The sequence below is a fragment of the Bradyrhizobium sp. LB13.1 genome (assembly GCF_054056815.1).
Window position 1 is genome coordinate 6,984,734 of the sequence record NZ_JBSRYQ010000001.1, and the last position, 25,592, is coordinate 7,010,325.

Annotated in this window: 26 protein-coding genes and 3 pseudogenes; 14 read left to right on the plus strand and 15 right to left on the minus strand. The window is 63.3% G+C overall.

The window, feature by feature from the left end; translation table 11 throughout:
• Window positions 1-50: 50 nt before the first annotated feature.
• Window positions 51-1,733: pseudogene (locus ACVWYI_RS33745) on the minus strand (PHP domain-containing protein).
• 1,128 nt (window positions 1,734-2,861) lie between these two features.
• Between ACVWYI_RS33745 and ACVWYI_RS33750 the strand changes: the two are divergent.
• The 6 genes from ACVWYI_RS33750 to ACVWYI_RS33775 all read left to right on the plus strand — a co-directional run bounded on the left by ACVWYI_RS33750 (window position 2,862) and on the right by ACVWYI_RS33775 (window position 4,559).
• Complete coding sequence (locus ACVWYI_RS33750) at window positions 2,862-3,032, plus strand: hypothetical protein (RefSeq protein ID WP_247446488.1); 171 nt, start codon at window positions 2,862-2,864, stop codon at window positions 3,030-3,032.
• Between the two features lie 287 nt (window positions 3,033-3,319).
• A complete protein-coding gene (locus tag ACVWYI_RS33755; protein ID WP_345946940.1) occupies window positions 3,320-3,556 on the plus strand; it encodes a DNA ligase-like domain-containing protein in 237 nt (78 codons plus the stop codon).
• 82 nt (window positions 3,557-3,638) lie between these two features.
• The gene (locus ACVWYI_RS33760; protein ID WP_345946937.1) at window positions 3,639-3,848 is read left to right on the plus strand and encodes an ATP dependent DNA ligase; all 210 of its coding nucleotides are present in this window, start codon (window positions 3,639-3,641) and stop codon (window positions 3,846-3,848) included.
• 35 nt (window positions 3,849-3,883) lie between these two features.
• Complete coding sequence (locus ACVWYI_RS33765; RefSeq protein WP_247446489.1) at window positions 3,884-4,189, plus strand: hypothetical protein; 306 nt, start codon at window positions 3,884-3,886, stop codon at window positions 4,187-4,189.
• The gene (locus ACVWYI_RS33770) at window positions 4,186-4,356 is read left to right on the plus strand and encodes a hypothetical protein (RefSeq protein WP_456664261.1); all 171 of its coding nucleotides are present in this window, start codon (window positions 4,186-4,188) and stop codon (window positions 4,354-4,356) included. Before ACVWYI_RS33765 ends, ACVWYI_RS33770 begins: the two co-directional genes overlap by 4 nt.
• Complete coding sequence (locus ACVWYI_RS33775) at window positions 4,353-4,559, plus strand: hypothetical protein (protein WP_456664262.1); 207 nt, start codon at window positions 4,353-4,355, stop codon at window positions 4,557-4,559. Before ACVWYI_RS33770 ends, ACVWYI_RS33775 begins: the two co-directional genes overlap by 4 nt.
• Before the next feature lie 33 nt (window positions 4,560-4,592).
• Here ACVWYI_RS33775 and ACVWYI_RS33780 read toward each other — a convergent pair.
• The 4 genes and pseudogenes from ACVWYI_RS33780 to ACVWYI_RS33795 all read right to left on the minus strand — a co-directional run bounded on the left by ACVWYI_RS33780 (window position 4,593) and on the right by ACVWYI_RS33795 (window position 6,883).
• Window positions 4,593-5,456 (minus strand): annotated as a pseudogene (locus tag ACVWYI_RS33780) (3'-5' exonuclease).
• Between the two features lie 520 nt (window positions 5,457-5,976).
• On the minus strand, window positions 5,977-6,195 hold the full coding sequence (locus tag ACVWYI_RS33785; RefSeq protein ID WP_247446490.1) for a hypothetical protein: 219 nt from the start codon (window positions 6,193-6,195) through the stop codon (window positions 5,977-5,979).
• A 98-nt stretch (window positions 6,196-6,293) separates the two neighbouring features.
• Window positions 6,294-6,449 carry a hypothetical protein gene (locus ACVWYI_RS33790; protein ID WP_247446491.1) on the minus strand — a complete coding sequence of 52 codons (156 nt, stop codon included), beginning with the start codon at window positions 6,447-6,449 and terminating at the stop codon, window positions 6,294-6,296.
• Between the two features lie 224 nt (window positions 6,450-6,673).
• Window positions 6,674-6,883 (minus strand): response regulator, encoded by a 210-nt coding sequence (locus tag ACVWYI_RS33795; protein WP_456664263.1) that lies wholly within the window; start codon window positions 6,881-6,883, stop codon window positions 6,674-6,676.
• A 306-nt stretch (window positions 6,884-7,189) separates the two neighbouring features.
• Here ACVWYI_RS33795 and ACVWYI_RS33800 point away from each other — a divergent pair, with 306 nt between their 5' ends.
• From ACVWYI_RS33800 to ACVWYI_RS33825, 6 genes are all read left to right on the plus strand, one after another.
• On the plus strand, window positions 7,190-7,354 hold the full coding sequence (locus ACVWYI_RS33800) for a hypothetical protein (RefSeq protein ID WP_456664264.1): 165 nt from the start codon (window positions 7,190-7,192) through the stop codon (window positions 7,352-7,354).
• 680 nt (window positions 7,355-8,034) lie between these two features.
• The gene (locus ACVWYI_RS33805) at window positions 8,035-8,778 is read left to right on the plus strand and encodes a molybdate ABC transporter substrate-binding protein (RefSeq protein WP_456664265.1); all 744 of its coding nucleotides are present in this window, start codon (window positions 8,035-8,037) and stop codon (window positions 8,776-8,778) included.
• 94 nt (window positions 8,779-8,872) lie between these two features.
• Window positions 8,873-9,292: a cupin domain-containing protein gene (locus ACVWYI_RS33810; protein WP_456664266.1), complete on the plus strand. Its 420-nt coding sequence runs from the start codon at window positions 8,873-8,875 to the stop codon at window positions 9,290-9,292.
• An 800-nt stretch (window positions 9,293-10,092) separates the two neighbouring features.
• Complete coding sequence (locus ACVWYI_RS33815; protein ID WP_456664267.1) at window positions 10,093-11,934, plus strand: glycoside hydrolase family 15 protein; 1,842 nt, start codon at window positions 10,093-10,095, stop codon at window positions 11,932-11,934.
• A complete protein-coding gene (locus ACVWYI_RS33820) occupies window positions 11,927-12,799 on the plus strand; it encodes an SDR family oxidoreductase (RefSeq protein ID WP_247446497.1) in 873 nt (290 codons plus the stop codon). The genes ACVWYI_RS33815 and ACVWYI_RS33820 overlap by 8 nt, the downstream gene beginning before the upstream one ends.
• Window positions 12,800-12,829: 30 nt before the next feature.
• Window positions 12,830-13,279 (plus strand): low affinity iron permease family protein, encoded by a 450-nt coding sequence (locus tag ACVWYI_RS33825; protein WP_354051746.1) that lies wholly within the window; start codon window positions 12,830-12,832, stop codon window positions 13,277-13,279.
• A gap of 318 nt (window positions 13,280-13,597) precedes the next feature.
• On the opposite strand, the gene ACVWYI_RS33830 is transcribed toward ACVWYI_RS33825, so the two are convergent.
• Window positions 13,598-14,002: a hypothetical protein gene (locus ACVWYI_RS33830; protein ID WP_247446499.1), complete on the minus strand. Its 405-nt coding sequence runs from the start codon at window positions 14,000-14,002 to the stop codon at window positions 13,598-13,600.
• 19 nt (window positions 14,003-14,021) lie between these two features.
• A complete protein-coding gene (locus tag ACVWYI_RS33835; RefSeq protein ID WP_247446500.1) occupies window positions 14,022-14,222 on the minus strand; it encodes a hypothetical protein in 201 nt (66 codons plus the stop codon).
• A 261-nt stretch (window positions 14,223-14,483) separates the two neighbouring features.
• Here ACVWYI_RS33835 and ACVWYI_RS33840 point away from each other — a divergent pair, with 261 nt between their 5' ends.
• Complete coding sequence (locus ACVWYI_RS33840) at window positions 14,484-15,848, plus strand: carbohydrate porin (protein WP_456664268.1); 1,365 nt, start codon at window positions 14,484-14,486, stop codon at window positions 15,846-15,848.
• Here ACVWYI_RS33840 and ACVWYI_RS33845 read toward each other — a convergent pair.
• Window positions 15,838-16,302, minus strand: a complete 465-nt coding sequence (locus tag ACVWYI_RS33845) for a nucleotidyltransferase family protein (RefSeq protein WP_354051750.1) — start codon at window positions 16,300-16,302, stop codon at window positions 15,838-15,840. The two genes, ACVWYI_RS33840 and ACVWYI_RS33845, sit on opposite strands and share 11 nt — an antisense overlap.
• Window positions 16,303-17,258: 956 nt before the next feature.
• A pseudogene (locus ACVWYI_RS33850) lies at window positions 17,259-17,462 on the minus strand (cysteine hydrolase); the annotation flags it as partial.
• A gap of 318 nt (window positions 17,463-17,780) precedes the next feature.
• Here ACVWYI_RS33850 and ACVWYI_RS33855 point away from each other — a divergent pair.
• Complete coding sequence (locus ACVWYI_RS33855; protein WP_247446503.1) at window positions 17,781-18,518, plus strand: thioredoxin domain-containing protein; 738 nt, start codon at window positions 17,781-17,783, stop codon at window positions 18,516-18,518.
• On the opposite strand, the gene ACVWYI_RS33860 is transcribed toward ACVWYI_RS33855, so the two are convergent.
• The 6 genes from ACVWYI_RS33860 to ACVWYI_RS33885 are packed head-to-tail and all read right to left on the minus strand — an operon-like array spanning window position 18,460 to window position 25,509.
• Window positions 18,460-19,563: a hypothetical protein gene (locus ACVWYI_RS33860; RefSeq protein WP_456664269.1), complete on the minus strand. Its 1,104-nt coding sequence runs from the start codon at window positions 19,561-19,563 to the stop codon at window positions 18,460-18,462. The two genes, ACVWYI_RS33855 and ACVWYI_RS33860, sit on opposite strands and share 59 nt — an antisense overlap.
• Complete coding sequence (locus ACVWYI_RS33865) at window positions 19,560-20,090, minus strand: c-type cytochrome (protein ID WP_247446506.1); 531 nt, start codon at window positions 20,088-20,090, stop codon at window positions 19,560-19,562. Before ACVWYI_RS33865 ends, ACVWYI_RS33860 begins: the two co-directional genes overlap by 4 nt.
• Window positions 20,087-20,617, minus strand: coding sequence for a DUF3341 domain-containing protein (locus ACVWYI_RS33870; RefSeq protein WP_247446507.1), 531 nt, complete (start codon window positions 20,615-20,617; stop codon window positions 20,087-20,089). The genes ACVWYI_RS33865 and ACVWYI_RS33870 overlap by 4 nt, the downstream gene beginning before the upstream one ends.
• The gene (gene nrfD / locus ACVWYI_RS33875; protein ID WP_247446508.1) at window positions 20,610-21,965 is read right to left on the minus strand and encodes an NrfD/PsrC family molybdoenzyme membrane anchor subunit; all 1,356 of its coding nucleotides are present in this window, start codon (window positions 21,963-21,965) and stop codon (window positions 20,610-20,612) included. The genes ACVWYI_RS33870 and nrfD overlap by 8 nt, the downstream gene beginning before the upstream one ends.
• The gene (locus ACVWYI_RS33880; RefSeq protein WP_456664270.1) at window positions 21,962-24,856 is read right to left on the minus strand and encodes a TAT-variant-translocated molybdopterin oxidoreductase; all 2,895 of its coding nucleotides are present in this window, start codon (window positions 24,854-24,856) and stop codon (window positions 21,962-21,964) included. Before ACVWYI_RS33880 ends, nrfD begins: the two co-directional genes overlap by 4 nt.
• On the minus strand, window positions 24,853-25,509 hold the full coding sequence (locus ACVWYI_RS33885; RefSeq protein WP_247446510.1) for a cytochrome c3 family protein: 657 nt from the start codon (window positions 25,507-25,509) through the stop codon (window positions 24,853-24,855). Before ACVWYI_RS33885 ends, ACVWYI_RS33880 begins: the two co-directional genes overlap by 4 nt.
• Window positions 25,510-25,592: the final 83 nt, after the last annotated feature.

The following is a 25,592-nucleotide window of genomic DNA, read 5'->3' on the forward strand; positions in this document are numbered from 1 at the left end:
GGCGGCCGCCGCCACCGCTCCCTCGAGCGAGAGATCGGGCGCCTGCGGCATCAGGCCGCTCGGGCGAGCGAGCGCCGCTTCTGGCGGAAGTAGCGCGTGATCTCGGGAAGTGTCATCGCGTTCAAGACGCGGTCGGCGGGGACGCCCCCCTTGCGGGCCATCTGGACGCCCCAGTGCATGTGGTCGAGTTCGGGAATCAGTGAGCGTCCGGGTTGATGCTCAGCATGCAGTCGAAGTCGAGGGCCGCCTGGTGCCAGCGCCAGTCGAGATCGAGCCGCCATGGGTGGGCGTTGATCTCGACGGCGACTTCATGCTTCGCGCATGCCCGCAGTACCTTCTCGACGTCGATTTCGTACCCCGGACGCCGCTGCAGCTGCCGCCCGGTCATGTGGCCGATGATCGTGGTGTGAGGATCCGAGATGGCCCGAAGCAAGCGCTGCGTCTGCGCCTTGCGGCCCAGTCTGAAGCGCCCGTGGATGCTCGCGACCACGAAATCGAAACGCTCCAGCACCTCGTCCGGATAGTCGAGCGATCCGTCGGCCAGAATATCGGATTCGATACCTTTGAGGATCCAGAAATCCTTGCCGAAGCGCTTGTTCAGGCGGTCGGCTTCCCGGTGCTGCTGCGCGATCTCCTCCACCGAGAGACCGCCAGCGTAGTGGGCGGACTTGGAATGATCGGCGACGCCGAAATATTCGAAGCCACGCTGGCGGGTGGCCTTGGCCATCGTCTCCAGGGTCTCGGTGCCGTCGGACGCGTCGGTGTGGGAGTGTAGGATTCCGCGCAGGTCCTTGTCGGTGACGAGCTTCGGCAACTTGCCTTTCAGCGCCAGCTCGACCTCGCTCCGCCCCTCCCGGAGTTCGGGATCGATGAAGGGCAAGCCGAGGGCGCGGTAGATCTCGGACTCGTCGCCGGCGACCAGCGTGCGGCCCTTGGTGCAACCCGTCCGCCTCCAACCGCATTCCTTTTTCGGCGGCCAGCGCTTGGAGCTGCTCGATGTGAGCGGCCGAGCCGGTGGCGAAGAGAAGCGTAGCGCCGAAGTGCTTTCGATCGGACAGCCGGATCTGCAATCCGTCAGCAGCTGACGCCTTCGACCTTTTGTCCTTCTTGGGTGCTTCCGCGACGATCGCGAGGTCGCCGACGAGTTCGCAGCCGCGGCGGAACTCGCCTGCGATCGTGACGCGCTTCAGCTCGGGTTGAGACTTGCGGATCGAGTCCTTGGCGTGAGCGAGCAGAGCCGCCGCACGGTGCAGGTGGAGGCGGTCTTCGCCGCTCTTCGCGATGGCGAGGTTCTGCAGGATCTTGGTTTGCAACGCGGCCCCGAGGCCTTTGGCCTTCTTGATGCGGTCGTCCTTGGCGGCGGCCTCCAGCTCCGTTAGCGAGGCGATGCCGAGATCCCGGTACAGACGCAGCACTTTCTCGGGGCGGAGGCCAGGCACGGCGAGCATTTCGAGCACACCCTCGGGAATCCCTTTCCGCAGTTTTTCGAGGCTCGGGTGAGTGCCGGTCTTGTGGAGCTTGGTAATGATGTCCCCGATCGCCTCGCCGACGCCGGGGATTTCCGTAAGCCGGTCCTCGGCGACGAGCACATCGAGAGGGATCGCAAGAGCCGCCAGGTTATCCGCGGCCCGTGAATAGGCTTTTGCCCGGTAGGGATTGCCGCCGCGCAAGGCTGTTCGCTGTGCGTATTCTCGCAGGAGGCTCGCTACGGTGCGGGTGTCGAGGGAAGCCACTTAGCGAACCTCCCGCCCGGCGCGCGGCCAGCTCGACTGAGCAAAGTGACTTTGAGAGGGTGGGCCATCTCCAGGCCGCCGATCGAGGGATCTCTCGAGCTTCTGCGCAGCGCGGAAGTCCTCAAGGTGCTGCGTGTTCGGGCCGTAAGCCGCCTCCTTCTTGAGGAGATTATAGATCCGCCCGGCCAGCAGCTGCAGATGTTTCATCCTGCCGTGCGGCATCGACCGGGCCCTGCAAAGAGCTCGGATAGCGTAGGCCCGGAAGTAGTCAAAAGCGTCTGACATGATGTAGATAACGCCTGGTCTCCCCTATAGTTCGGTTGCTGGCCTCGGCCCTGCTGGGAGAGCGCCCCCAACATCCTCGCACATTCCCTTGAGAACGGATGCGTCGGCTCGACCCAACGCCTAGGAACGAAACGCAGCAGCGTGGCTTCTTCGCTAAAGGAGTCGCGCAATGAAACGCTCCAGCATTGCACTTGTCTTAGCTCTCGTCATCCCTTGCGCAGCATTTGCCCAAGGTGGGGGCGGAGGCGGTGGAGGCAGCGGCGGTGGTGCCGGCGGATCTGCCGGTGGAAGCGCTGGCGGTGCGTCGTCCTCTGCAGGTGCAGGGGGTTCGACTGCAGCATCTCCGTCCGCTGCAGGAGCCGCAGGCGCTGCGACCTCGGGCGGGGCGGCAAGCCCGTCGGCTACTGCCCCGAATGCAAATACCAATCCAACCACGGGCACCACCAATGCGATAACCGGTATCGCCAACGGCACTTCCAGCCCTCAATCCGGGCGCAATCAGGGAGCGGTCGAAGGAAACAGCACGAATGCCGCAAGCCCCGGCACCAATGCTGCCGGAACCGCAGCTTCATCGGGAACGCCTGCCGCTAATACCCAGGGAGCCGCTGCAGGCGGCATCGGTCGGCCGACGACCGCTGATCAACACGATAGTGACGCCAAGATCGATCAGGAGAACAGCAAAGTCGACCAGACCGTGAAAAAGATATGCAAAAATTGCTAAAGCATCGACGACAGAGGTGATGGGCCACAGAACCTTCGAGGTCCGGCGCGGCGACGCCAGGAACAGCGCACAGCAGTGGAGCGTTTTGCCCCGCTCTGCCGCCAGGATAGGACAAGGATAGAATGACCGAGAAGTTTGATCCCGCCCCGCCGGACAAGCACGCGCAGAATCCCAAGCAGCAAATCAGGAGTGACAAGGCTAAGGATGACGAGTTGCAAAAGGGACTGAAGGACAGCTTCCCGGCGTCTGACCCCGTCAGCAGCACTCAGGCATCCGAGACGACGCCGGACTGACGCCGGGCCAGAACTCGGTAATGGAAGGTCGACCGCCCGCCGGCCAACTTGGCGGTGGGTTTTTTTGTGAGTGGCGAAGCGTACCAAGGCATCGGCCCCGAAGCCGGGAGCCCCTCAGATGCCGGGCTTCATCAGCCCCCAATTGGCGACCCTGAAGATGAAGGCGCCTTCGGGGCGCGCAGTGGATTCACGAAATCAAATACGATGGCTACCGCATCCAGCTCCGCCTCTACTTCGCGTTCGATCTGCTGTGGCTCGACGGTAAAGACTTACGCGGAGAGCCGCAGATCGAGCGGAAGAAGCTGCTCAAGGAGCTGATCGAGGAGCACGAGCTCAATGAGCCTGTCTTCTATAGCGAGCACCACGAAGGAGACGGTCAGGCGCTTTTCGCCGCCGCCGGCAAGTTGAACTACGAGGGCATCGTTTCCAAGCGTGTGGACGCCCCATACCGGTCGGAGTGGGTTGAGGCCTGGCAAAAGATCAAGGTCGTTCAGAAGGGCAAATTCCCGTGGTCGGCTTCATGAAGGACCCGTCGGGCGTGGCCGCCCTCTATTTGGGTAAGAAGGAAGGGAAGGACTTGGTCTACATGGGCAAGGTCGGCACGGGATGGAGCCGGACCACGTCTGCGCAGATCGCAAGGCGCTCGACACCGTAGTGAGCCCAAAGCAGAAGCTGACGAAAACCATCAGGAAGCCCAAGGACACCTGGGTCGAACCCAAGTTCTACGCAGACATCGAGTACCGCGACATCACCTCCGAAAACCTTCTGCGGGCGAGTTCGTTCAAGGGCCTGAGCAAAGGAACCCGCCGTTCATAGGGGCGTTTGCCTTCCGAGTATCTGGAGTACCGGCGATGAAACCGGACAAGCGAGTGCTGAAGGCGGAGGAAGAGGCTCAGGACATACTGGCCCGTCATGTCGAGCCCGGCCGCAGAGATTGCGGCCAAACCAACAACCAACTGCTGGACGTGCTCGACGACGAAGCCGTCGTGCAGGCGGTCGAGGATTCAAACATGGAAAAGCCCAGCGCAGAACAACTCGCCGAACTCAAAAGGCTCTCCGCGATAGCGCGGGTGCCGGATGAATCGGAGATCGTCACCTCGAATGAGGAGGCCGAGATCCGAATCCGCGACCTGAAGGACAAGGCAAGGATGGAATGATGCCTGACGAGCCGATGAATGGCGTGGAGCCCGAGCGCTCCGAAGATGACATCCAGCGCGACGAGCTCGGTCCCCGCGGCGTGCCTGGAAAGGAAAGCCCGGCGAAGATGACGCCTCAGCGGGAGAAGAAGACGCCGAAGGACGTCGACCCCGGACATACTGCATGAATCCGATGGATACGTTCAATCCCGATATGCCCTGTCGGGTCCACGACAAAGTCAATGACCACATCTTTGAATGGAATCCACACAAATGGGCATCGATATTTCGCGAGTACGGGGCGATATGGCATGAAGGCGTCGTGGCTTGGGACGGCCTGTTGCTCGACGGATGGACCCCCATCATGCATGAGCACCCAAGCGGCCACTGATCGGCGTTAGGCAGAAACGACCGAGTAGGCTCGTCAGACTCGGCTGGAAAAACGGGTGAATGCGGTCAGGGTCTGCAGGCGCGGTTCGACGTCGCGAAGATAGATCTCGGTCCGGAGAAATGCGAGTTCGGCGTCGAACGCGGCCTCGCAGACGTCGACGTACCAAGACTTCGGTCTGCCGTCGCTGCCGTCACTCCAGCGGTAGCCGCGCCGCTTCAGCGAATCCTTGAGTTCGAACGGCGACTGCTCGGCCCATATTCGCACGGTTGGCTTGCGGGCGTTCTCGAGCAGGAGGGCGAGCGCGGGCGAACCCGTGGAGGCAATTGGAAGGCAAGGACTTCCAGCAGAGCGTGGCAGTCGTCGATCGCCGGTGCGCATGGTGAAAGAAGCCCGCGCCGTTCAACAAGTAGCCGAGCTGCGCGCCCGCGAAGCCGTGTTTGCGCCAGTCGATCTCGGTGGCGCTGCAGCCCCAGGCCTTGTGCTCGAATACCGGCCAGTAGCGCTCGACGAACTTCCTGTCGAACCCACTGCTGTGCGCGATCGTGATGGCTGAATCGTGGGCGAAGGCCGTGACGGCGGCCTCGTCGATTCGGTGGCCGGCCACCATTTCGTCGGTGATGCCGGTGAGCGCCGTCACCTCGGGCGGGATCGGCGCCGACGGCTCGTTGAAGGCCGAGAAAGTTCCCTGACGCCGACGATCCTACCGTCCGGCACGTAGTCGAATTTGACCATCCGGAGCTCGATGATCTCGTCCCTGCCGTGATCGAAGCCGGTGGTTTCGGTGTCGAGCAGGATGCCGGTTTTGAACTCCTGCCCGATTTCCGGCTGGGACGCGGGCCGCGGCACCAGGCGTCGCAGCACCCGGAAGTCGGGCGACCGGTCCAGGGCATCGGCCATGGCTGCCAGGCTGATGGTGTTCTGAAATATCGTTTCCCGCTGTCTATCGCGGCGACGGGCATGCCGGCCGCTGGCGCACGATACCGAGGCAGCCGGCGGCGAGGTATCGGAAATTGGCGCGATCCAACGTGTTCTCGGGACCGTCGTTGCGTTCTGTCGCGCTTCGGAAGAAATCGGCCGCCATCAGTCGGCCACGCAGAGACTCGGCGGCGGCCACCAGAGCGACGGCCCGGCGCCGGACCGGGTCGCGTTCATGGAGCTCAGCTTGTTGCCGCTGCAAGGCGCAGCGCCTCCCCCCACCCCGTTCCGAGCCGCTAGGATCGCGTTCAGGGCGAAATGCGATGCCGCACCCGCTTATGGCGTCAAACCCTCGCTGGTGAGGCCAGAACCACCGGCTGGGTACGCGAGCTTGGTCCTCGGCAGAGTCCGTCGGCGGCTCTCTTCGCGCGCTGCGGGAAGGCGGCCACGCTCGATCGGGGCGCGCTGCGCCACCACCAAGAACGACAAGAGGGCGTGGGCGTCAGGCCTCGCCCGGTCCGGAGAAGATCGACGCCGGCGGCGTCGTGCGCGGCACCGGCGGGGGGCGCTCGACCGCTCTCGCGGGCCGTACGGCGCTACCGCCCTTCAGGTCGTATTGCTCCGCCAGCTTCTGCAAACGCCTTCTGGTGAAGGGATCGGCCTTCTCGGCCAGGTCGCGCACGCGTTGTGCCAGACCTCTGTAGAACTCCTGCTGCTCCATGACGCACCCCGCAACATCACTGATCGCAGGAGTTGAGTATATCCGCGGCCGGCGAGTCAAGCCGCGCCACTCACGGAAGCGGCCCTGCGGGCAGTCGTTCAGAAGAGAGCGGCCCCGAGATCGAGGCTGAAGGTCATGACCGCCGCCATGGACAGCAGCAGACCCGCGCCACCGAAGATCGCGACGGTCTTGAATTGCTCTATGTCTACATCCGTGCCGGTCGCGTTCGCCAGCGCCTTGGCCGCCCAATCCATGCTTTGATCTCCTCGAAGAAAGCGAAGACGACGGCAAGGGTAGCGGATGTTCGCGCCAGCACGTGTGAACTGGCTCTCACGCGCCAACCGAATATGGATCTGTCCCTGGGATTAATCCCAATCGTGGTGCGGCGGCGGCTGAGCGCGGATATGTCCGCGAGGAAGATCTGATTGACGACCCACGCCGCTCGGCGGCTCTCCGTACTGCAATGGCCGAAGCCGCTTCACTTCGGAGGCTTGAGCTCGCCGGCGAGCCAGCCGACCGCGTCCGTCTTCATCGGATCCACGGCGATCGAGATCTTTTCGGTCCGCTCGCAGGTCGAGCACTCGAACGTGCGCTCTTCGAAGCCATGTGCGCCAGGCGAGATGCGCGCCAGCACCATCCGGTGCTTGCATACCGGACACATCGGCCGATCGGTGCTCGATGCGATCATCCCTCTAATCCCAGACGCGGATCATACGATGTCCGGAGCCGGAGTCTGCAACATTCGTGAGTTCGGAGCTTTTCCCGTAGCGAGGAACGACGCCGGTCCGGTGTCGTTGCTTCCTCAGGCTGCGCGCCAATGCGTGGCCTGCGTGGCTCCGCCCTCAAGCCCCCCCAGTCCCCAAAGGCGGGGCTGCGCTCATCCTGCATCGCGGGAAGTCCGGTTTCGGGTGAATTTTCTTGCAGCATTTTACTTGTTTGAATCCCGGCAGCGGACGGGGGATGCATCATGCGGCCATCGCAGGGGGATATCTCCATGTTCGACGCCGAAACGACAGCGCTCTTGCGCGCCGTCCTCGATGAGGTCTGCGAAACCGTGTCCCGCTATGAAACCGGCACCCGGACACATGTGGCCTCGAAGCTCCTGCTCAAGCAGGTCGGGCGGAGAGCCTGGAACGAGGCGCCCACCATGTGGCGATAGGCCGGCTGGCTCCGCAAAAGACCTCCTCGGGGCGAGGGCGAGGACCATCGCAGCCGAGGGGCCAGCGCATCATGGCGTAGCCGTCTTCACGTGCGCTGCGCCTCCGCCGCGCCTCTACCAGACAGATCCCGAGGACGAGGAGCAGGATCACGGCCCATCTGAGCTCACCGCCGATCGACCGAACGTCTACGCATGCTGCCCAACGCGTTCGCCGCGTAGCGGCACCTGTTCATCGCGCGATATTTCTTCCGCCGATCGGGCTTGTGGATCCGTCCTTGTCGCCGCACTCGCGGAGATCAGCATCGCCTTGGCTGATTCCAGACAGGAGCCTGGCCGCGTCTGGCAGTTCCTGCAAAAGAGCGCGTTTGAGGCGCGACGACCCCTTCGCGCTGAAAGCCAGTGGTGTCGCTCTTCTTACACCTTGAATGTCGCCTTCTGGCCCGATGGCGAAATTCGGTTTGCCTTAAATAGGATCTGCTGATCGGGGGAGACAGGAAGTGACACGAGGCCAGTCAACGGCGCTTTTGACCCAACAACCGAGACATCGGGCGTAGCCGTCGTCTATCTTGCAGGAATGCCGAGAAGCGTGAATATTCATGCTGGTGCGCGTGCCATCCGTAAAATCCCGTCATAGAGCGCCGCAAATGAGGTGTTTTGTCATGAAGAGGTATTCGCTCCCAGTGGCCGCCTCAGTGCTGGGTCTGGTGCTCGTGCTGTCGCCGTCCGCCAACGTGCAGGCTGCCGAACTCAGGCTTCTGGCGGGTGGAGCAATGTCAGGCGTTTGGGCAGATATCAAACCGCAGTTCGAGCAAGCCTCTGGTCACAGGCTTGAGATTTTCTTTGGCACCACTCCGAACCTCATAAAGGAGGCTACGTCGGGCAAGCCGTTTGATGTTGGTGTTGTACCTGTCGAAGTTATGCAGGACGCGTCGTCCCGAGCTAAATTCGCGGCAGGTCCGACAATCGATATTGCCCACGTTGGCCTCGGCGTTGCTATCCGCTCTGGCGCTCAAAAGCCTGAAATCGGCAACGCGGACGCGCTCAAGGCAACGCTGCTCAAAGCTCAGTCCATTGCCTCGATCCCGGAGAGCGCCACCGGCTATTCAATCGCAAAGGTATTTGATCGCCTTGGAATCACCGAGCCGATGAAGGCGAAGATGAGGGCGCAGCCCAACCCTGCGCAGGTCGTCGCGGTGGTTGCCCAGGGTGAAGTCGAATTGGGCCTATTCCTTATCAACGTTCTCACCGCTCCCGGTTTGGATGTCGTCGGGCCACTTCCGGCCGAACTGCAACAAAATGTGGTGTTTACGGCCGCGGTTGGATCAGAAACCAAAGAGACCACCGCTGCCAAGGCCCTCATTGATTACCTTAAAGGTCCGGCGGCAGTTGCAATCATCAAATCGAAGGGCATGAACCCCGGCTGATCCGACGGATCTCCCTGCGCCAGCGGGTGCTGGGATGACAAGCGTCTTAGATGTTGGGTCTCAGGAACGCCACCCGAAGGTGGCTCGACGATGAGTGCGTCATGAAACGCCTTATTTTTTCGGCGGGCCTTTTGTGGGCGGCATCATCATTGGGTTGGGCTTGCCCGACAGCATCCACGCTCAGGTGCCGGGATACGTAACCAAGCGAATATTCAAGACGGACTTGGTCAATCTGCCCGGCCAAGAGGCAATCATCTACGCAGCAGAGTGGTCGTCTGGCTTTCGGCTTCCGCTGCACCAGCATGAGGAAGGTTACGAAGCCGTCTACCTCATCGAGGGCGAGCAGATCTTTGAAATCGACGGTGTCGGAACCAAGATAGTTAACGCCAGTGAAGTTGTGTACACGCCACCGAACACCAAGCACTTCGGCCGGAACGCTACGGACAAGCCATCGAAGACGCGGGTGATCGGCATCAAGACCAAAGACAGACCCGTGATGACAGACGTGAAGTAGTTTATCGAGGTTGCCTCCGTTGGCGGTCTCTTTTATCTCTATCGGACCGCGCGGATGTCGCTTGTTGGCCCATCAGCGAAGTAGCGGCCCGCTTCATTGAGGCCTGCTCACTGAAGCATGGCGGACCAGATTTGCTCACGTCGAGTTCTTCGCATTTCTGACCCACAGCGGACGTTGTGCGCGTCGCGCCCGTTTAAGGAATCAATATCGCAATTGGTAAACTTCGATCTGCTCGGCTTTTGAAATGAGCCGATAATGCTCTTAGGCACATGTCCACGTACTTCCTCGCTGCCTGTCTGATCGTGATCGTCTTGAGTTTCGAGGTATCGTTCCGTCGATCCTTGGAATCTCTCACGGAACTCGCGCGGGGCTGCCCCGGCCCATCGGCTCGCACGCGGCGGCGGGCGCTTTGGCCCCTGCATTCGGCGCTCTCATTTGTACGCTGCTGGGGGCTGATCGGATTCGACCATGTTCAAGACAAACTTGCCTCTCCGCAACGGCCAATCTCATGATGCTTAGTACGGCTTTCTTCAGCGGATGGTTCCTTGGCGTCATTGCCGGGATGAATCAGGATTGAAGCCGCGACCGATGCCAAGCGAAAGGTGCATCAGCCTATTGGCGCGTCATTGGAGCGATCGCGAAAAAGGCCTGCTCGCAGGTCGCAACCTTCTGCGCCATCCGCTTTTCGAGCAGCAGGATGGTTCTCTGAGTGTGCCCAAGGAACATTGGAGCGCAAGAAGCATTGAGCCAACCCGGCTGGAGTCTACGGAGGCGGCACCTATTGCCCGCAATGTTTCCCTATGGCTCGAATCGAAGACTACGCACTGATTGGCGACTGCGAGACCGCAGCGTTGGTGGGTCTTGATGGCTCCATCGACTGGCTTTGCCTGCCGCGGTTCGACTCCGACAGTTGCTTCGCAAGGCTACTCGGGTCCGAAGACAACGGCTATTGGCGCGTCGCGCCCGTGGCGTCGCGCTCAGCCGAGCGCCGGTATCGGCCGGGCACGTTGATCCTGGAGACGACCTTCAGAACCGACGACGGCAGCGTTCGTGTCACGGACTTCATGCCGCCCAAATCCGACAAATCGCGCATCGTCCGGATCCTCGAAGGACTCGATGGCCGGGTCGAGATGCGGAGCGAATTGGCGGCGCGTTTTGACTACGGCGTCTCCGTGCCATGGGTCAGCCGGCTTGATGATGGCGCACGATCCCTGGTGGCCGGAGCCTCCATGCTGGTGCTGCGGGCTGACGTGCCGCTGCAGGGCGAGGAGATGGCGACCGTGGGCTCGTTCGTGGTCTCGGCGGGCGAACGTAGAGCCTTGGTGCTCAGTCATCAGATTTCCTATCAGGAGGAAACGCCAGCCGCGCATCCTTTCCAGCTTCTGGAGTACACCGAGCGTTTTTGGCGGGACTGGTCCAGCCGATGCCGGGCGGCTGGGGCGTATTCGAACGAGGTTCTCCGCTCCCTCATCACGCTGAAGGCGCTGACGTTCGAGCCGAGTGGCGGGATCGTCGCGGCCGCGACGACGTCTCTGCCCGAGCAGCTCGGCGGCCCTCGCAACTGGGACTACCGGTTCTGCTGGGTTCGGGATGCCACGCTCACGCTGCTCGCGTTCATGGACGGGGGATACTACGACGAGGCTCGCGCCTGGCGCGATTGGCTCATTCGCGCGGTCGCCGGCAGCCCCGACCAACTGCAGATCATGTACTCGGTCACCGGCGAACGCCGGCTGACCGAGTGGGAAGTGCCATGGCTGTCCGGCTACGAAAATTCGAAGCCGGTCCGGATCGGCAACGCCGCCCACCAGCAGCTACAACTGGACGTCTACGGCGAACTGATGGACGCGCTTTACCAGGCGCGGCGCGGGGGGCTCGCCGAGAACAAGCGGGCATGGGCCGTCCAATGCGCGTTGCTCGATCATCTGAAGGCAATCTGGACCGAGCCGGACGAAGGCATCTGGGAGGTCCGAGGCGGCCGCAAGCAGTTCACATACTCGAAGATCATGGCATGGGTGGCCTTCGATCGTGCGATCAAGTCCGCCAAGGAATTCGGGATGGAGGGGCCGGTCGACGATTGGACCGCGGTCCGGGATGCGATCCATGCGGACGTGTGTCGGCGCGGATACGACGAGGACCGCAAGTCCTTTGTTCAAGTCTATGGCGAGCCTCAGCTCGACGCCAGCCTGTTGCTGATTCCTGCCGTGGGCTTTCTCCCGCCGGATGATCCACGTGTCATCTCGACCGTAGGAGCCGTCGAACGCGACCTGGTCGTGGATGGCTTCGTGCGCCGCTACGACACGGGCGCAACCAAGGATGGACTGCCGCCGGGCGAGGGTATGTTCCTGGCCTGTAGCTTCTGGCTCGCCGATGCCTATCAGCTCATAGGCCGTGCGGCCGATGCGAAGGCGTTGTTCGAGCGGCTTCTCTCCTTGCGCAACGACGTCGGATTGCTCTCCGAAGAGTACGATGTCTCGAAGCGCAGACTGGTCGGCAACTTCCCGCAGGCATTCTCCCACATCGCCCTGGTGAACACGGCGCACAACCTCACTCACCGCGACAAGCCCTCCGAAACACGCGGCGGAAAGAAGTCGCTGCCGAGCGAAGGAGCGCAGAGCACGACTGCAGGAGCCAACCATGCCTGAAGCGACAACCGACCCTGCCGGACCCGTCCCGCCGGGCGCGAGACAGCGTTCAGCCGTCCGTTTTCCCGTCGTCCTGGAGGGACAACCGGCGTTGGTCACCGGCGCAAATTCAGGAATCGGCAAGGCTGTGGCGCTGGGTCTCGCTGCTTCGGGCGCCGACGTCGTCGTGAATTACGTGGCCGACCCGGCCGCGGCGGAGGAGGTGGCGCACCAAATCGAAGCCGGCGGTCGCCGCGCCATCGCCATCAAGGCCGACGTCAGCAAGGAGGACGAAGTCAATTCGATGTTCGCCCACGCGGTCGATCATTTCGGGACCCTCCACATTGCGGTGAACAACGCCGGCTTGCAGAGAGATGCCTCTTTCGACGAGATGACCCTCGAGCAGTGGAGGAAGGTGATCGACGTCAATCTCACGGGCCAATTCCTGTGCGCGCGAGAGGCCGTTCGTGAGTTCAAGAAACGCGGCGTGGTGAGCCGAATCTCCGCGGCGGCGGGCAAGCTCGTGTTCATGAGCTCCGTTCACCAGGAGATACCCTGGGCCGGTCACGTCAACTACGCAGCGTCGAAGGGCGGCGTCATGCAGTTGATGCGCAGCATCGCCCAGGAAGTCGCCCCATTTGCCATTCGCGCAAACGGGGTCGCTCCTGGCGCCATTCGCACGCCCATCAACCGGCCCGCATGGGAGACCCCGGATGCCTACGAACGGCTCATGACGTTGGTGCCGTACAAGCGCATCGGAGAACCGGACGACATCGCGCAGACGGTGGCTTGGCTGGTTTCTGACATGGCCGACTACGTCACTGGCGCCACCTTGTTCGTGGACGGAGGGATGAGCCTCTACCCAGGATTCGCGACCGGCGGCTAAGCGGGATTTCATTCGGAAAGGAGGAATGCCATGCGGCAGGGCCATCAGGAAAGCGAGCGCCGGCATCGGCGGCTGTTTGCGTCCATCGCCAACAAGGCCTCGCAGGGGGCGGGGCGTGCATCGACGTTTGTCCTAGCCTGCGCGGTAATCGTCATCTGGGCCGTTACAGGACCGCTGTTCCGGTTTTCCGACACTTGGCAGCTCGTCATCAACACCGGGACGACCATCGTGACCTTCCTGATGGTCTTCCTGATCCAAAACTCGCAGAACCGGGACAGTGCCGCGATCCAGGTGAAACTGGATGAGCTGATCCGGACGGGTATCGTGCAGAATAGCTTCGTGGGAATCGAGCATCTGAGCGCGGACGAGCTCGAGGATCTGCGCGCGCGCTGCGAAGAACGCGCGAAAGCCGTCGCCGAAGACGTGGTCGAGCGCAGCACGGGGACGGCCCTCAGGGGCTGGAAAGCCGCAACGGAATGATCTGGATCCGCGACCTGCTGTTCCGGAAGCCGTCCTGCTGGAGGACCACCGCATTCTCGGGAATTTGCCGGGTCCGCCGGCAGGCTAGACTACCCATCGGGACACCGGTTCGATCCGGCGCCGTCGCCTTCAGCCGCAGGGATCCGGCGATGGACGACTTCGGCGATGCCACCGTGATCCGGAAGTTCCGGGATTTCGGACGATCTCGGCGCCGTGAGTATCCACTGGTCGGCAACGAGATCACGCACCTGCGCGGATGCGCTCTCCTCGCCGCAATGAGCTGCGGCTTCGATCCCAGTAGCGTTCTGTACGGCGCCACTACGCAGAGGAAGCGTTCGCCCGCGCCCGTTCCCGCGCGCCGCGCGCACGCTCCCGACGTTCGCGACGCCGCCTCGCCCGCTCGGCCGGCTGCGGCAGCGACGGCAGCGGCGCGTCTACGGCTAGTTCCGACTCTATGGCCTGCTCGGCGACCGGGCGCGCCTCCATGAACTCCAGCACCATCCGCCCCTTGACGGTGATCTTCCAGCCGCCACTTTCGCGCGCGACCAGGCCTTGCGAAAAGATGTCGAGGTCCGGCATGCGCGCCGCCAGCCGCTTGGTGCGATCGGCCCAGTCCCGACCGCTGGTCGCCAGGATCGCCATGTCGCGCTTGAGGTCGGCCATCACGGCAAATCCATCCGGGTAGCCCACCAGGATCTTCAGCACCGTGACCTGAAAATTCACCCCCGCCCCCTCGGTCCGGTCAGCGCCACATGGTCGGCGCTTGCGAGAGAGCTTGGTGCCCGACCTGCCTGAGACCTTCGGGCGACACCTCTCCGCGCGTAGCAGCTTCCAGAATCTTCGCAGCGACGTGGGTGCGCACTCCGCTCTCGCGGCGCGAAACGCTCTCGCGGACTTCGTCGAGGACCGCGCGCAAAAGCGCGGTAGTGGAGGTGTCGAACATGAAATGCCCCATGCGGGAAAGCCCCATCCTAGCGCAATTTTTCGCTTTTGGAATTCGGAATCTTGAACACCGCGAGTGTCAGAGTAGCTGCCCCAATTCGGAAAGGCAGGCGACCTAAGATCCCAATCGACCGAAGGCAAGATCGCCCTCGTGGACCGGTGGACTTGCGCGGGAAGATCAGGCAAATCCCTGAAGGCACTTCCAGCATGAGGAGCTCCCGTGTCTCGGCCAAGGAAGGCATACCGGCAAGCGGCTCTTTCGATGTCGGTCGTTTTGCTCCTTGCAGCCAACGCCATGGCGCAGGAGGACAAGAAGACCGACGACGACAAGCCGGCCGATCCCGACACCGGAGAGAGCACCGTCGAGGAGAAGACGCTCGGCCTTCTGCCCAATCCGTTGCAGAAGTACGGCGTCAAATTCGCCGCGACCTACATCGGCGAGGTGCTCGGCAACGCGTCCGGAGGGTTGAAGCAGGGCGCGATCTACGAAGGCCGACTTAACCTGGCCGTGGACATCGATCTGCAGAAGCTCGTCGGGATCGACAAGCTCACCTTTCACGCCAACATGTTCCAGATCCATGGCGACGGGCTGTCGCGCTCCAATCTGCAGAATTTTTTCGTCGTCAGCGGAATCGAAGCTCTGCCGTCGACGCGGCTGTACGAAGCCTATTTCGAAAAGCAGTGGGGCGCGAAGAAGCTCTCGCTGAAGTTCGGGCAGCTGGCCGCCGACAGCGAATTCTTCAACACCAAGTACACCGATGTGTTCACGAATGCTTCCATGGGTTGGCCGGCCGTCACGTCGCTCGACCTGCCCAGCGGCGGACCTTCGCCGCCTTTGGCCGCGATGGGAGCCCGCCTGCTCGTCAACGTGACCGACCAGCTTGCGGTACTTGGCGGAATCTTCGATGGCGACCAGGCCGGTCCCGGTCCGGGCGATCCGCAGGAGCGCAACCGCTATGGCGTGAATTTCCGCGTCAACGATCCGCCTCTCCTGCTCGGGCAGATCCAGTACGCCTGGAACAACAAGAAGGGCGATCCGAACCTGAGCGGCCAGATCAAGCTCGGGGGCTGGCGGCACTTCGGCTCCTTCACGGACCAGCACCTCGCGTCGAATGGGGTCTCGCTCGCCGCTCCCGCCAGCAGCGGCGGGCCCCTGCTGTTGTCGGGGGACATCGGCGGCTGGGCAGTGTTCGAGCAACAGATCTATCGCGTACCGCATAGCGACGATCGCGGCATCGGCGTGTTCACTCGCGTTGCCGGCGCGCCTGCCGATCGCAACCTGATCGATCTGTACGCGGATGCCGGCATCGAATTCATCGGTCTGCGCGACGACCGTTCAGACGACAAATTCGGGATCGCAGCGGGTTATGCCCACGTTTCGAAACGGGCGCAGGCGCTCGACTGGGATTATCGGACGCTCGTCGATCCGAATTGGCCGGTGCGAAGCTTTGAAGGCCTGCTGACTGCAGTCTATCAATATCAGGTCAAGGATGGCTGGACGGTGCAACCGAATTTCCAGTACATCGTCCATCCCGGCGGCGGTGCAACGCTGCCGGCGGGCCCGCTCGCTGGAAAGGCTCTCAGGAACGCTTTGGTGTTCGGTCTCAGAACCACGCTCAAGTTCTGAGACCGGACGCGCGCTGCGCTAGATGTGCTGACCGGAGCCAAGAGCAGTGGGCTAAAAGCTCCAATTGGCCATGTCGAAAGTGAAACGTCGCGACGCGGAAGGCCCACGCCGGCGGTGAACACCTAGCTGAGTGCCAAACCGTAGAAAGACGGGCGTCACGTAAAGCCTGGGTTGCGAGGACCAGTCGCATCTCAGGCGCCATGAAGCCTTTCGTGAGCACCTCGACCCTGCAGCCGAGCAACTCTTCGAGTTGGATCTCGACCCGTGCCAGATCGTAAAGCGAGGTGCCCGGAGGCGCCTCGACCAGAATGTCCAAGTCGGTGTCCTCGCCGCGCGCCACCGATCCGAACACTTTCGGGTTGCGCATGCCTGCGCGGTTCAGGATCTCACGAACCTGGTTGCCGTGCTCAGCGATGGAAGTCGATGGTCTCATCGAACCGGCCTTCCGCGACATTTCTTGGTACGGCTTCTATACCGCCGCCTCAGGAACTCCGGTTAAAATACAACTAGCCGGACCGAGTCGGAAGCGCGCGTATCCAGGTCCTTGCGCCGATAGTTGCCGCTTCAGCTTGTTGGTGCCACCCAGCCATCCCTTGAGCATTCCTCCACTACCCTGGGAACGCCGGTCTTTCGCGGATCGTCCTGATCTTGGCGTCCAGCAGGCCCACGACCATGAGCAGCTGCTCGTAGATCACGCTGGCGTCAGTGGCCGGCTAGGTGGCGTTCGGATCCCTTCGGAAGGGCGAGTTCCGGCTTGCCCGAGGAGACGGAAGCCGGAAGCTGCGGCAGCCTTCCCGCGCTGAAGACCCCGTGCTGTATCGTCGGCGGAAATACGGCAGGGAGCGAGGTTTGCGCTTCCAGCCAGCCTGGCCTTCGCCTAACGGCCGAAGGGGTGTCTCAGCCGACGAGGCCTACCCTTGGTCAGGCGCCCGTCATGACGAGCGCCGATCTTCGATTTGCTCCATGTCCTTGGGGTTGCCCCAGAAAGCGCCCGGACGCAGCCCTCGGAACCGAAACCTTTTCATGCCTTCATGAATTCAGCACAGGGGCATTCGAGCGAGAAGCAGCAGCCAATGGCCCCAATGCCGATAGGCGACGTGGTTCTCACGGTTTCAATCATGACCGTCGCCTTCGTGGGTGAGGTCGCGGTGTTCACCCTCTTCGGAATCTTCTGAGGGGAGGCTCAGCCGCTTAAGCCGACGATGGCGTCTGCAAGCCGCGTAACAGGTCTGCCATTTGCAGGCCTGCAGCGCTTCATGGACCCCTGAAGGAACGGCATCACAGCTTGGTCAGCTCGCCCGCATGCGCCGAACTTCGGATCAGCCTGGTGGGCTCGCACCAGACGCCGAGGCTGACCAAGCTGGAGGGCGGATTGAGCGCGTGCAGCATGCTCAAATCGCGCAACGCCTCGCGCACGTGCGGTTGCTGCGGCGTAATGAAGCGCGTGAAGATGGTTCGTGCCCGATAGCGCGACGCGATCGCTGCAACCGTCGGCAGAACGCGCTCCATCCATGGCGTTGCCCACAGACCTCCGGGCGCAAAGATGTTCTGCATGTCGATGCAGAGATGAACTGGATCCCGGATCTCGGCGCGTTCCGACTTGCTGTCCCTCATAGCCACCAATCGTCATGGGTTCGCGGAGTGCCCGGGCGTCTCCCGGCCGCGCCCGGCAATAGGAACTTGCGTATGGAAGCGGCGTTCCAAAGCCGCCATTGCGAAAGGAAACGTACAATATGGGCTTCTTCACCAAGGACATTAATCGATGGAGGACCTGCTGATCCACGATCTGTCAGTTGCGCATGTTCGTTGCAGGCATCATCCGGAGATCCAGAGATTTTGCAGGCCCAACGCTTGATCGGCAATTCCGAAAGGAAAGCCCGCACAGGGGTCGCGGGATGGATCGTTGCGCTTGTCGTTTGCCTCGCGGCTCCGATGCCGGCGCGCGCGGCCGTCACGGCTTCGCAGCTCGAGCAGGTCGGCCTCGTCCCTCACCTCGACGCCCAACTGCCCTTGCGTACCGAGATGCGCGATCTGAGGGACCGCAACTCACCGCTGCAAAGCTGGCTCGGCGATATTCCCACCGTCTGGATTCTCGCCGATTACACTTGCGAGACGCTCTGCGGACCGACGATATCGATCGTATCGAACGCCCTTGCCGATACCGGATTGAAGGCGGGCAGGGATTTCCGGCTCATCGTCGTCGGTCTCGATCCCAAGGACAGCGCGGCCCAGGCGCTGGCCATGAAAACCGCGCAGGTCAGCACGAGAAGCGACCTGCCGGACCACAGCTATTTCCTGCGTGCAGCGGCATCGGACGTCGAGACATTGACCGGTGTATTCGGGTTGCGCACGGTCTACGACGCCGCGCACGACCAATTCGCCCATTCCGCTGCTGCCTTCGTTGTGACGCCAGACGGGCGAATTTCGCGCGCGCTCTCGGCGCTGGCGGTCGATGCGACCAGCCTGCGGCTGGCGCTGGTCGAGGCCGGCCGCGGACATGTCGGAGGCTGGACCGACCAGATCCATCTGCTCTGCTACGGTTTTGATCCGGCCAGCGGCACTTATACGTTCGCGGCTCGGCGGCTGCTGCTCGCCGCCGCCTCGATCAGCCTCATCGCCCTTGGCGGACTGATCGGGCTGCTGTTTCGCCGCGAATTCGCGGCCAGATGACGTCCAGCGGCGCTCTCCGCTCGGCCTCCCGCGCCAGCAGCGCGTCGAACGCAAGCCACAGAACCGAGCCAACAAGCAGCAGGGCAGCAATCAGCATCACGACGGTCGTGGCGGCGGAAAGCCCGTGAATGGCCGGCAGGATCAGGATCGCGGATTCCAGCCACCGCATCGCCAGCGTGAGCGCGCACAGGGCCAGTAGCCAATGCGGGTCCGAGCGTACCCTGGAGCTCAGCATCGCGCAGAACGGGACCACGAATTGCCCGAAGGCGACCCCGGCGAGGGCATATTGCCAACCGTTGTCGGAGCGCGCGATGTACCAGGAGACCTCGTTCGGGATATTGCCCGACCAGATGACGATGTACTGCATAGCGTGGAGATAGCACCACAGCAGCAACACCGACATCAGCAGCGCGCTGTAGCCGCGGCTCGGTCCGATCTGCCGCATCGACAATAGCCCGGCCGCTACGACGAAGGCTGTCCCGTTTACCATCGCGATGCTGAGATAGAGCAGGCCGTAGATCGACGAGTGAAAATCCGGCTCCAGTGCCTCCATCCAGTCGATCCCTGCGAACGACGCGGTCAGCGCCCACACGATCAATCCGGTCGAGGCTGCGCGCACCATGGGCTCGTCATTGCGACAGGCGCCGCGGAGCCAACTGGCCAACGCAATCCAGACCGCGAAGTAAAGCACGGCTCGCAATATGACGAACCACGGCATGAGCCAGGCCGCCTTGAATGGCGGCAATGACGACGGATCGGCTGCGGCCGGATAGACCTCCTTCATGAAGAGAAGGACCGGAATGAACGCCAGCGCCGCGACCGGCAAGGTGCCCGTGGCCGCCAGAAAGACAGGATGCAGCGCCTCGGTCCAGCGTCGCCGCACCAGATAGCTGGTCATGAACAGCGCCAGCGCTCCGATCGGAACCGCGCTCCACGCGATCCAGGCAGCGAGATAAGCGGCAACCGTCGACCGCGCGTCGAGAACGAGCCCGGCGATCAGGATCAGGCCCGTGACCGCTGTGACAAAGCCGATACGACGCCTCATGGCAAGGCCTCCAGCCTGGCGCGCTCGTCCGCGGGCACGTCGTCGAGCGAGGCGTGGCGGCTGAGCTGAAGCGCGCGGATATAGGCGACGATCGCCCAGCGGTCGGCCGGCGGCACCCGCGCGGCATAGGAATACATCGCGCCATAGCCGTTGGTGATCACGTCGAAGAAGTGCTGGTCGTCGGCGGTGAGCAGCCGCTGGTCGTGATAGCTCGTCGGATGCGGCATGCCGCGCTGGACCACAATGCCGTTGCCGTCGCCGCCGGCGCCGTGGCAGGGCGAGCAAAAGATGCCAAAACGCTGCCGTCCTCGCGCCAAAAGTTCGATGGAAAGCGTTGGTCTGGTGGTCGCGGCCTTCTCCCGGTCGAGATCGTCGCGGGCGACGGTATTAGCCGGCGGGCGCCGCAGCACGCTGCCCCGGAACAGCGGCGCGCGCGAATAGTCGCTGTAGCGGGGCTGCGAATCCATGTTCTGGTCGCAGCCAACGAGCAGCATCGCAAGCGCGATGATGAACGGTAGTCTGTTCATCCCGGCACAAGCTCCACCGAAAGCGCCCCCGTGCCACTGAGAAAGACCAGGGTCTCGTTGGCACTGAACTTGGCATCTTCCGCGCTCACGCAGAGGAAGAAGCGGTCCTTGCTGGCGCGAAAGAAGCGTGTGTCGCCGAACACGGGATAGTTCAGCCGCGGCAACCCATTTTGCACGAGCATCCCGAACAGCATGGCCAGCGCAGAGAACAGGATGGTGAGTTCGAAAGTCACGACTGCGAAGGCCGAGAGCGCATAGACCGGCCGGCCCCCGACATTGAGCGGGTAGTCGTAGTTCGTATAGAGCTGCATCGCGAGCGCGATCCCGGCCCCGAAGATGGCGCCCGCCAGCCCGACGAAGGAGATCCTTGGTCGCGGAAGGTGCAGGATGCGGTCCAGCCCCTCGACCGGAAACGGCGTGAAAGCGTCGAGATTGCGGTACCCGGCCGCGCGCGCCTTCCGCGTGGCGGTGATCAGGTCCTCGGGGCTCTTGAATTCGGCCAGCGCGCCGTAGAATTCCTCAGCCATGCCGCTCCTCCTCCTTCTCCTGGTGGAGAAGCTCCTTGGTCTCGAAGATCGAGATCATGGGGATCAGCCGGATGGCGATCAGGAACGGCACCAGGAAGAGACCGATCGTGCCAAAATAGGTCGACCAGTCCCAGAACGTCGGCGTGAAGTGGCCCCAGGACGAGACCAGGAAGTCGCGGTAGAGGCTGGTGACGAGAATCATGTAGCGCTCGAGCCACATACCGACCGCGACGGAGACCGAGATCAGCAGCAGCATCCATCCGGTCCGCCGGACGACGCGCCACCATAGCGCCTGCAGCGGGATGAAGTTGAAGACCACCGCGCCCCAATACGACCAGGCGTAGGCGCCGGTGAAACGATTGGCCAGCGTCTGGAGCTCATGAGGCTCGCCGGAATAGAGCGCGTCGAACACTTCGAAGACGTAACCATAGGCCGTCATCAAGCCGGTGGCGAGCAGCACTTTTCCGAGCAGATCGAGGTGATCGTCGGTGACGAGGTTTTGCAATCCGAACCACGAACGCAGCGCGACCGCGATGATGGACACGACGGCGAAGCCGGAGAAGGCAGCGCCGAGCACGAAGTAAGGTGGGAAAATTGTCGAATGCCAGCCGGGGATTTGTCCCGCGGCGAACAGCAGCGACACCTCGCTGTGGACGGAGACGACCAGGGGCACGGCAAGCCCTGCCATCAACCGGTAGGCCTGCGACCAGCGCAGCCAATGCGTGGCCGAGCCGCGCCATCCCAACGCAAGAACACCGAAGAAGATCTGCCAGCCGCGGCGGGTCGCGCGGTCGCGCGCGGCGGCGAGATCGGGGATCAGGCCGGTGTACCAGAACGCGATCGAGACCGTCAGATAGGTCAAAACCGCCCAGATGTCCCATTCCAGCGGGCTGCGGAACTGCGGCCACACCCCCATGGTCGCCGGATAGGGAAACATCCAATAGACGTACCAGGGTCGTCCGAGATGCAGGATCGGGTAGATGCTGGCACAGACCACCGCGAACAGGGTCATGGTCTCGGCGAAGCGGTTGAGCGAGTTGCGCCATTCGCTGCCGGTGAGCAGCAGCAGCGCCGAGATCAGCGTGCCGGCGTGGCCGATGCCGAGCCACCAGACGTAGTTGTGGATCGCAAACGCCCAGTTCACGGGGATGTTGATGCCCCAAATGCCGACGCCGCGGGTGAACAGCGCAATTACCGAGACCATCAACAACAGCAGCAGCGCGCTCGCGAACGCCATCGCGATCAGCCAGCGCCGCTGGGCCGGGAAATGCAGGGGAATGCCGGTGAGCTGGTCGGCGATTCCGCCCATGCTCTGACGCGTCGGCAGGATGTCGGTGCGATCGCTCATCCCTGCGCCTCGTCGTCGCGCCAGCGCGCCAGATAGGTCGTGCGCGGCCGCGTTCCCAGCTCCTCGAGCAGCACGTAGTGCCGGCCGTCTCGCTTCAGCCGTGACACCTCGGAATTGGGATCGTTGATATCGCCGAACACAATGGCCCTGGTCGGACAGGCCTGCTGGCATGCGGTGATCACCTCGCCGTCACGTATCGACCGGTTCTCCTTGTCGGCTGCGATATGCGCCGCCTCGATGCGCTGCGTGCAATAGGTGCATTTTTCCATGACGCCGCGCGAGCGCACGGTGACATCAGGATTGTGGGCGGCATGCTCGGATGACTCGGCCGGCGCACGATAGTCGAAGAAATTGAAGCGTCGCACCTTGTAAGGGCAGTAGCTGGAGCAGGTCCGCGTGCCGATGCAACGGTTATAGACCATCTGGTTCACGCCTTCAGGACTGTGCGTCGTCGCGTGCACCGGACAGCCCATCTCGCAAGGCGCCTCCTCGCAATGCATGCATGGCACCGGCTGGAAAAAGCTGCGCGGCTGTTCGATGTCGCCGGTGTAGTAGCGCGCGATCCGCAGCCAGTGCATCTCGCGGCCGGCCTTGACCTGGTCGGCCCCGACCACGGGCACGTTGTTCTCCGCCGTGCAGGCCGTTACGCAGGCATTGCAGCCGATGCAGCTGTCGACATCGATCACCATGCCCCAGGCGTTCTTCGACGATGGCCAGGCCGCATAGAGGCTGGCCTGATCCGGGCTTGGCGGCGGCGTGACATGGCCGGGGCTGACCTCGCGGACGAGGTCGACCCCCTCCATGCGATGATGCAGCTGGGTCACCGCCAGGTCTTCGCTGGCGTCGAGCTTGCGCAGGCTGCCCCCGGTCAGCGACGGCGCGGCCGCGGGCTGTACGCGGTAAGCATCGTGGCCGAGTTCGTTGCCGACACGCCCTGCCCGCGTCCGTCCGTAGCCGAGCCAGAGCGCGACGGTGCTTCCGGCCTGCCCCGGCATGATCCAGAGCGGACCGGTGACGCGACGGTCGCCGACCGCCACTTCGACATGATCGCCATTCACCGCAGCGAGACGCTTTGCCAGCGCCGGACTGACCGCGATCACGTTGCTCCAGGTCACGGTCGTCAGCGGCTTGGGCAGCTCCTGAAGCCATCCGACATTGGCGAACTGCCCGTCCCACACGGTCGGGTCGGGCCGGAACACGATGTCGAGTTCGCCGGCGGGGCCTGGTGGCGAGATTGCCGTGCTCGCGGTGGCGACCGTGATGAAGGGGGCGGCGCCGTCGACAAAGCCGTCGTGCAGCGCCTGCTTCCAGCGCGCTCCGAACGCATCGCCAAAGCTCATCTGCCAGGTCACGCGCACGGCGCCGTCCACGACCGGGTCAATCTCGCCGAGCAGCATCGCAAGGATCTGATGCGCCGTCTTGACGTCGTGGAACGGTGAAATCAGCGGCTGCAATATGGTCGCGGTGCCATCGACGGCACGGGCGTCGCTCCAGCTTTCCAGCGCATGGGCCAGCGGAAGCTGCCACTCGCACAGCGCGCCGGTCTCGTCGCGATGCAGTCCGATATGCAGCGACACGCGCACGCGCTTGATGGCGTCGCCGACATTGAGCTCACCGGGCGCCGTGTAGGCGGGATTGCCGTCGAGCACGATGAGCGCGGTGACGCGCTCCGCATTGATATCCGACACGAGCTCAGCCAGCGAGCGGGCATTCGGCGGGCCCGCGATCGGCGCTGTAAACCGGAGTGTCTGGCCGGCATTTTTGAGTTGTTCATTGATCCGGGCGATCCAGTGAGCCGTACTCGGACCTCCGCTCAGGCCCCAGACGAATAAGGAGCGCCCTGCCCGATCCTTGCAGGCGTCGGTCACGGTCGCGACCCAGCGGCTTTCGACCTCCGTCAACTGCGCCTTTGACGCGCCGGCAACGCCGAGCGCGCCTGCCAGCGCCTCCGCCAGCAGCGGCATGCGCCGGGGGCCTCGGGCCTCGGCGACCAAGCGCTGGCCCGCCATCGCGCCCGTGGCCGACGGCACGCTCTCGGCCATCAACAGGCGATTGCCCGGCCGGTCATCGGACCGCCGCCGCGCTTGCGACCAGCCCAGCGCGTTGCGCACCTGGTCGGGTCCGGGCCCCAGGAAATCGTCGTCGAGGCTGACGACGACATCGCATTCGCCGAGCACATAGTGCAGGTCCAAGGCCTGCCCGTACACCGCAGCCGCGATTTGACGTCTCGCATCCGCGCCTGCGGCCGAATGCCGATGAACGCGCGCGTTGGGAAATTGCTTCAGGAAGGTTTCTATCTGCCGCAGCAGCGTCGGAGACGTCGTCGGTCCGAGCAGCAACCGCACGCCCTCACCCGCATCGACCCGCCAGCTCTCGCGCATGATGCCGATAGCCGCCTCGACGTCGCTCCAGCTCGCGGGCTCGCCGTGCCGGGTCGGCGCGGCCGCACGATCGGGATCGTACAATTGCAGCACTGCGCTCTGCATGAAGATGTCGCTGCGGCCCTGCGTGACCGGATGGCGGGGATTGCCGTCGAGCTTGGTCGGCCGACCGGCGTAGGCCGTGGCGATCACCGGCTGCGCAAAGCCGTCGAGCAGCACGGCCGTCGCATAGTAACGCGGCAGGCCGAGCGTCTCGGCGGCGGGCTGGTCGACGTAAGGCAGCGCCGCAACCAACGAGCTCTTCTCGCAGCCGGTCAGCCCCGCCAGCGCGAATGACGCGCCCATCAATCTCAGGAATTCGCGTCGTGCCGTCTTCGAGAATTGCTGAACCGCCGGGTATTCCGCCTCGATGAAGGCCTGAAATCGTGGATCGTCCGAGAGCTCTTCGATGCCCGCCCAGAGTGGCTCCCCGCCCGCCGTCCGAGGCTGATGGTCAATGCGCCGCTTCATCGGTGACACACATAGCAATGCGTGAGCTCGCCGAAACGGATACCCTCGTGAGCGGCAATCGCTTCGCCTTGCTTGCGCGGGTTCGCAGGCGGCTTCCAAGCCATGTCCGTGACATGACCTTTCGGACGCAGATGCGGCGCGGGATCGCGGTGGCAATCGATGCAAAACTCCATCGTGAACGCTTTCGCGCGATAGGTCAGCGCCATCTGGTCGACGCGGCCGTGGCAGCTCTCGCAGCCGACCCCCTTCGCGATGTGGATGTCGTGCCGGAAGAACACGTAATCGGGCAGCTTTGCGACGCGGGTCCACTGGATCGGCGTGTGGTCGGCAAGGCTTTTTCGGACCGGCGCCAGCATCGCCGCGTTGGTCCAGATCTGCGAGTGACACGTCATGCAGGTCTCGGTCGGTGGGAGGCCGGCGCGCGGACCGGCGTCGACGTTGCTGTGGCAGTAGCGACAGTCGATGCCGAGTTCGCCCGCGTGGTGGCGATGACTGAACGGCACAGGCTGATGTGGGCGGATGCCGGTGTCCGTCATGTAGGCCGAGTGCGCGAAACCGACGGCAGCCACGATGCTGCCGCCTGCGAGCGACAGGCCGCCGACCAGAAGCAGGCGTAACCACGTGTCCGCCACAGAAGAGAATATTTGCGCCATTCTCGCTGTGACCCGATCGCGAGCTGTCGGATCGACAATTCTCGCCCTTGGACATTGGTTCCAACTTGGAACACTCTTCTCGA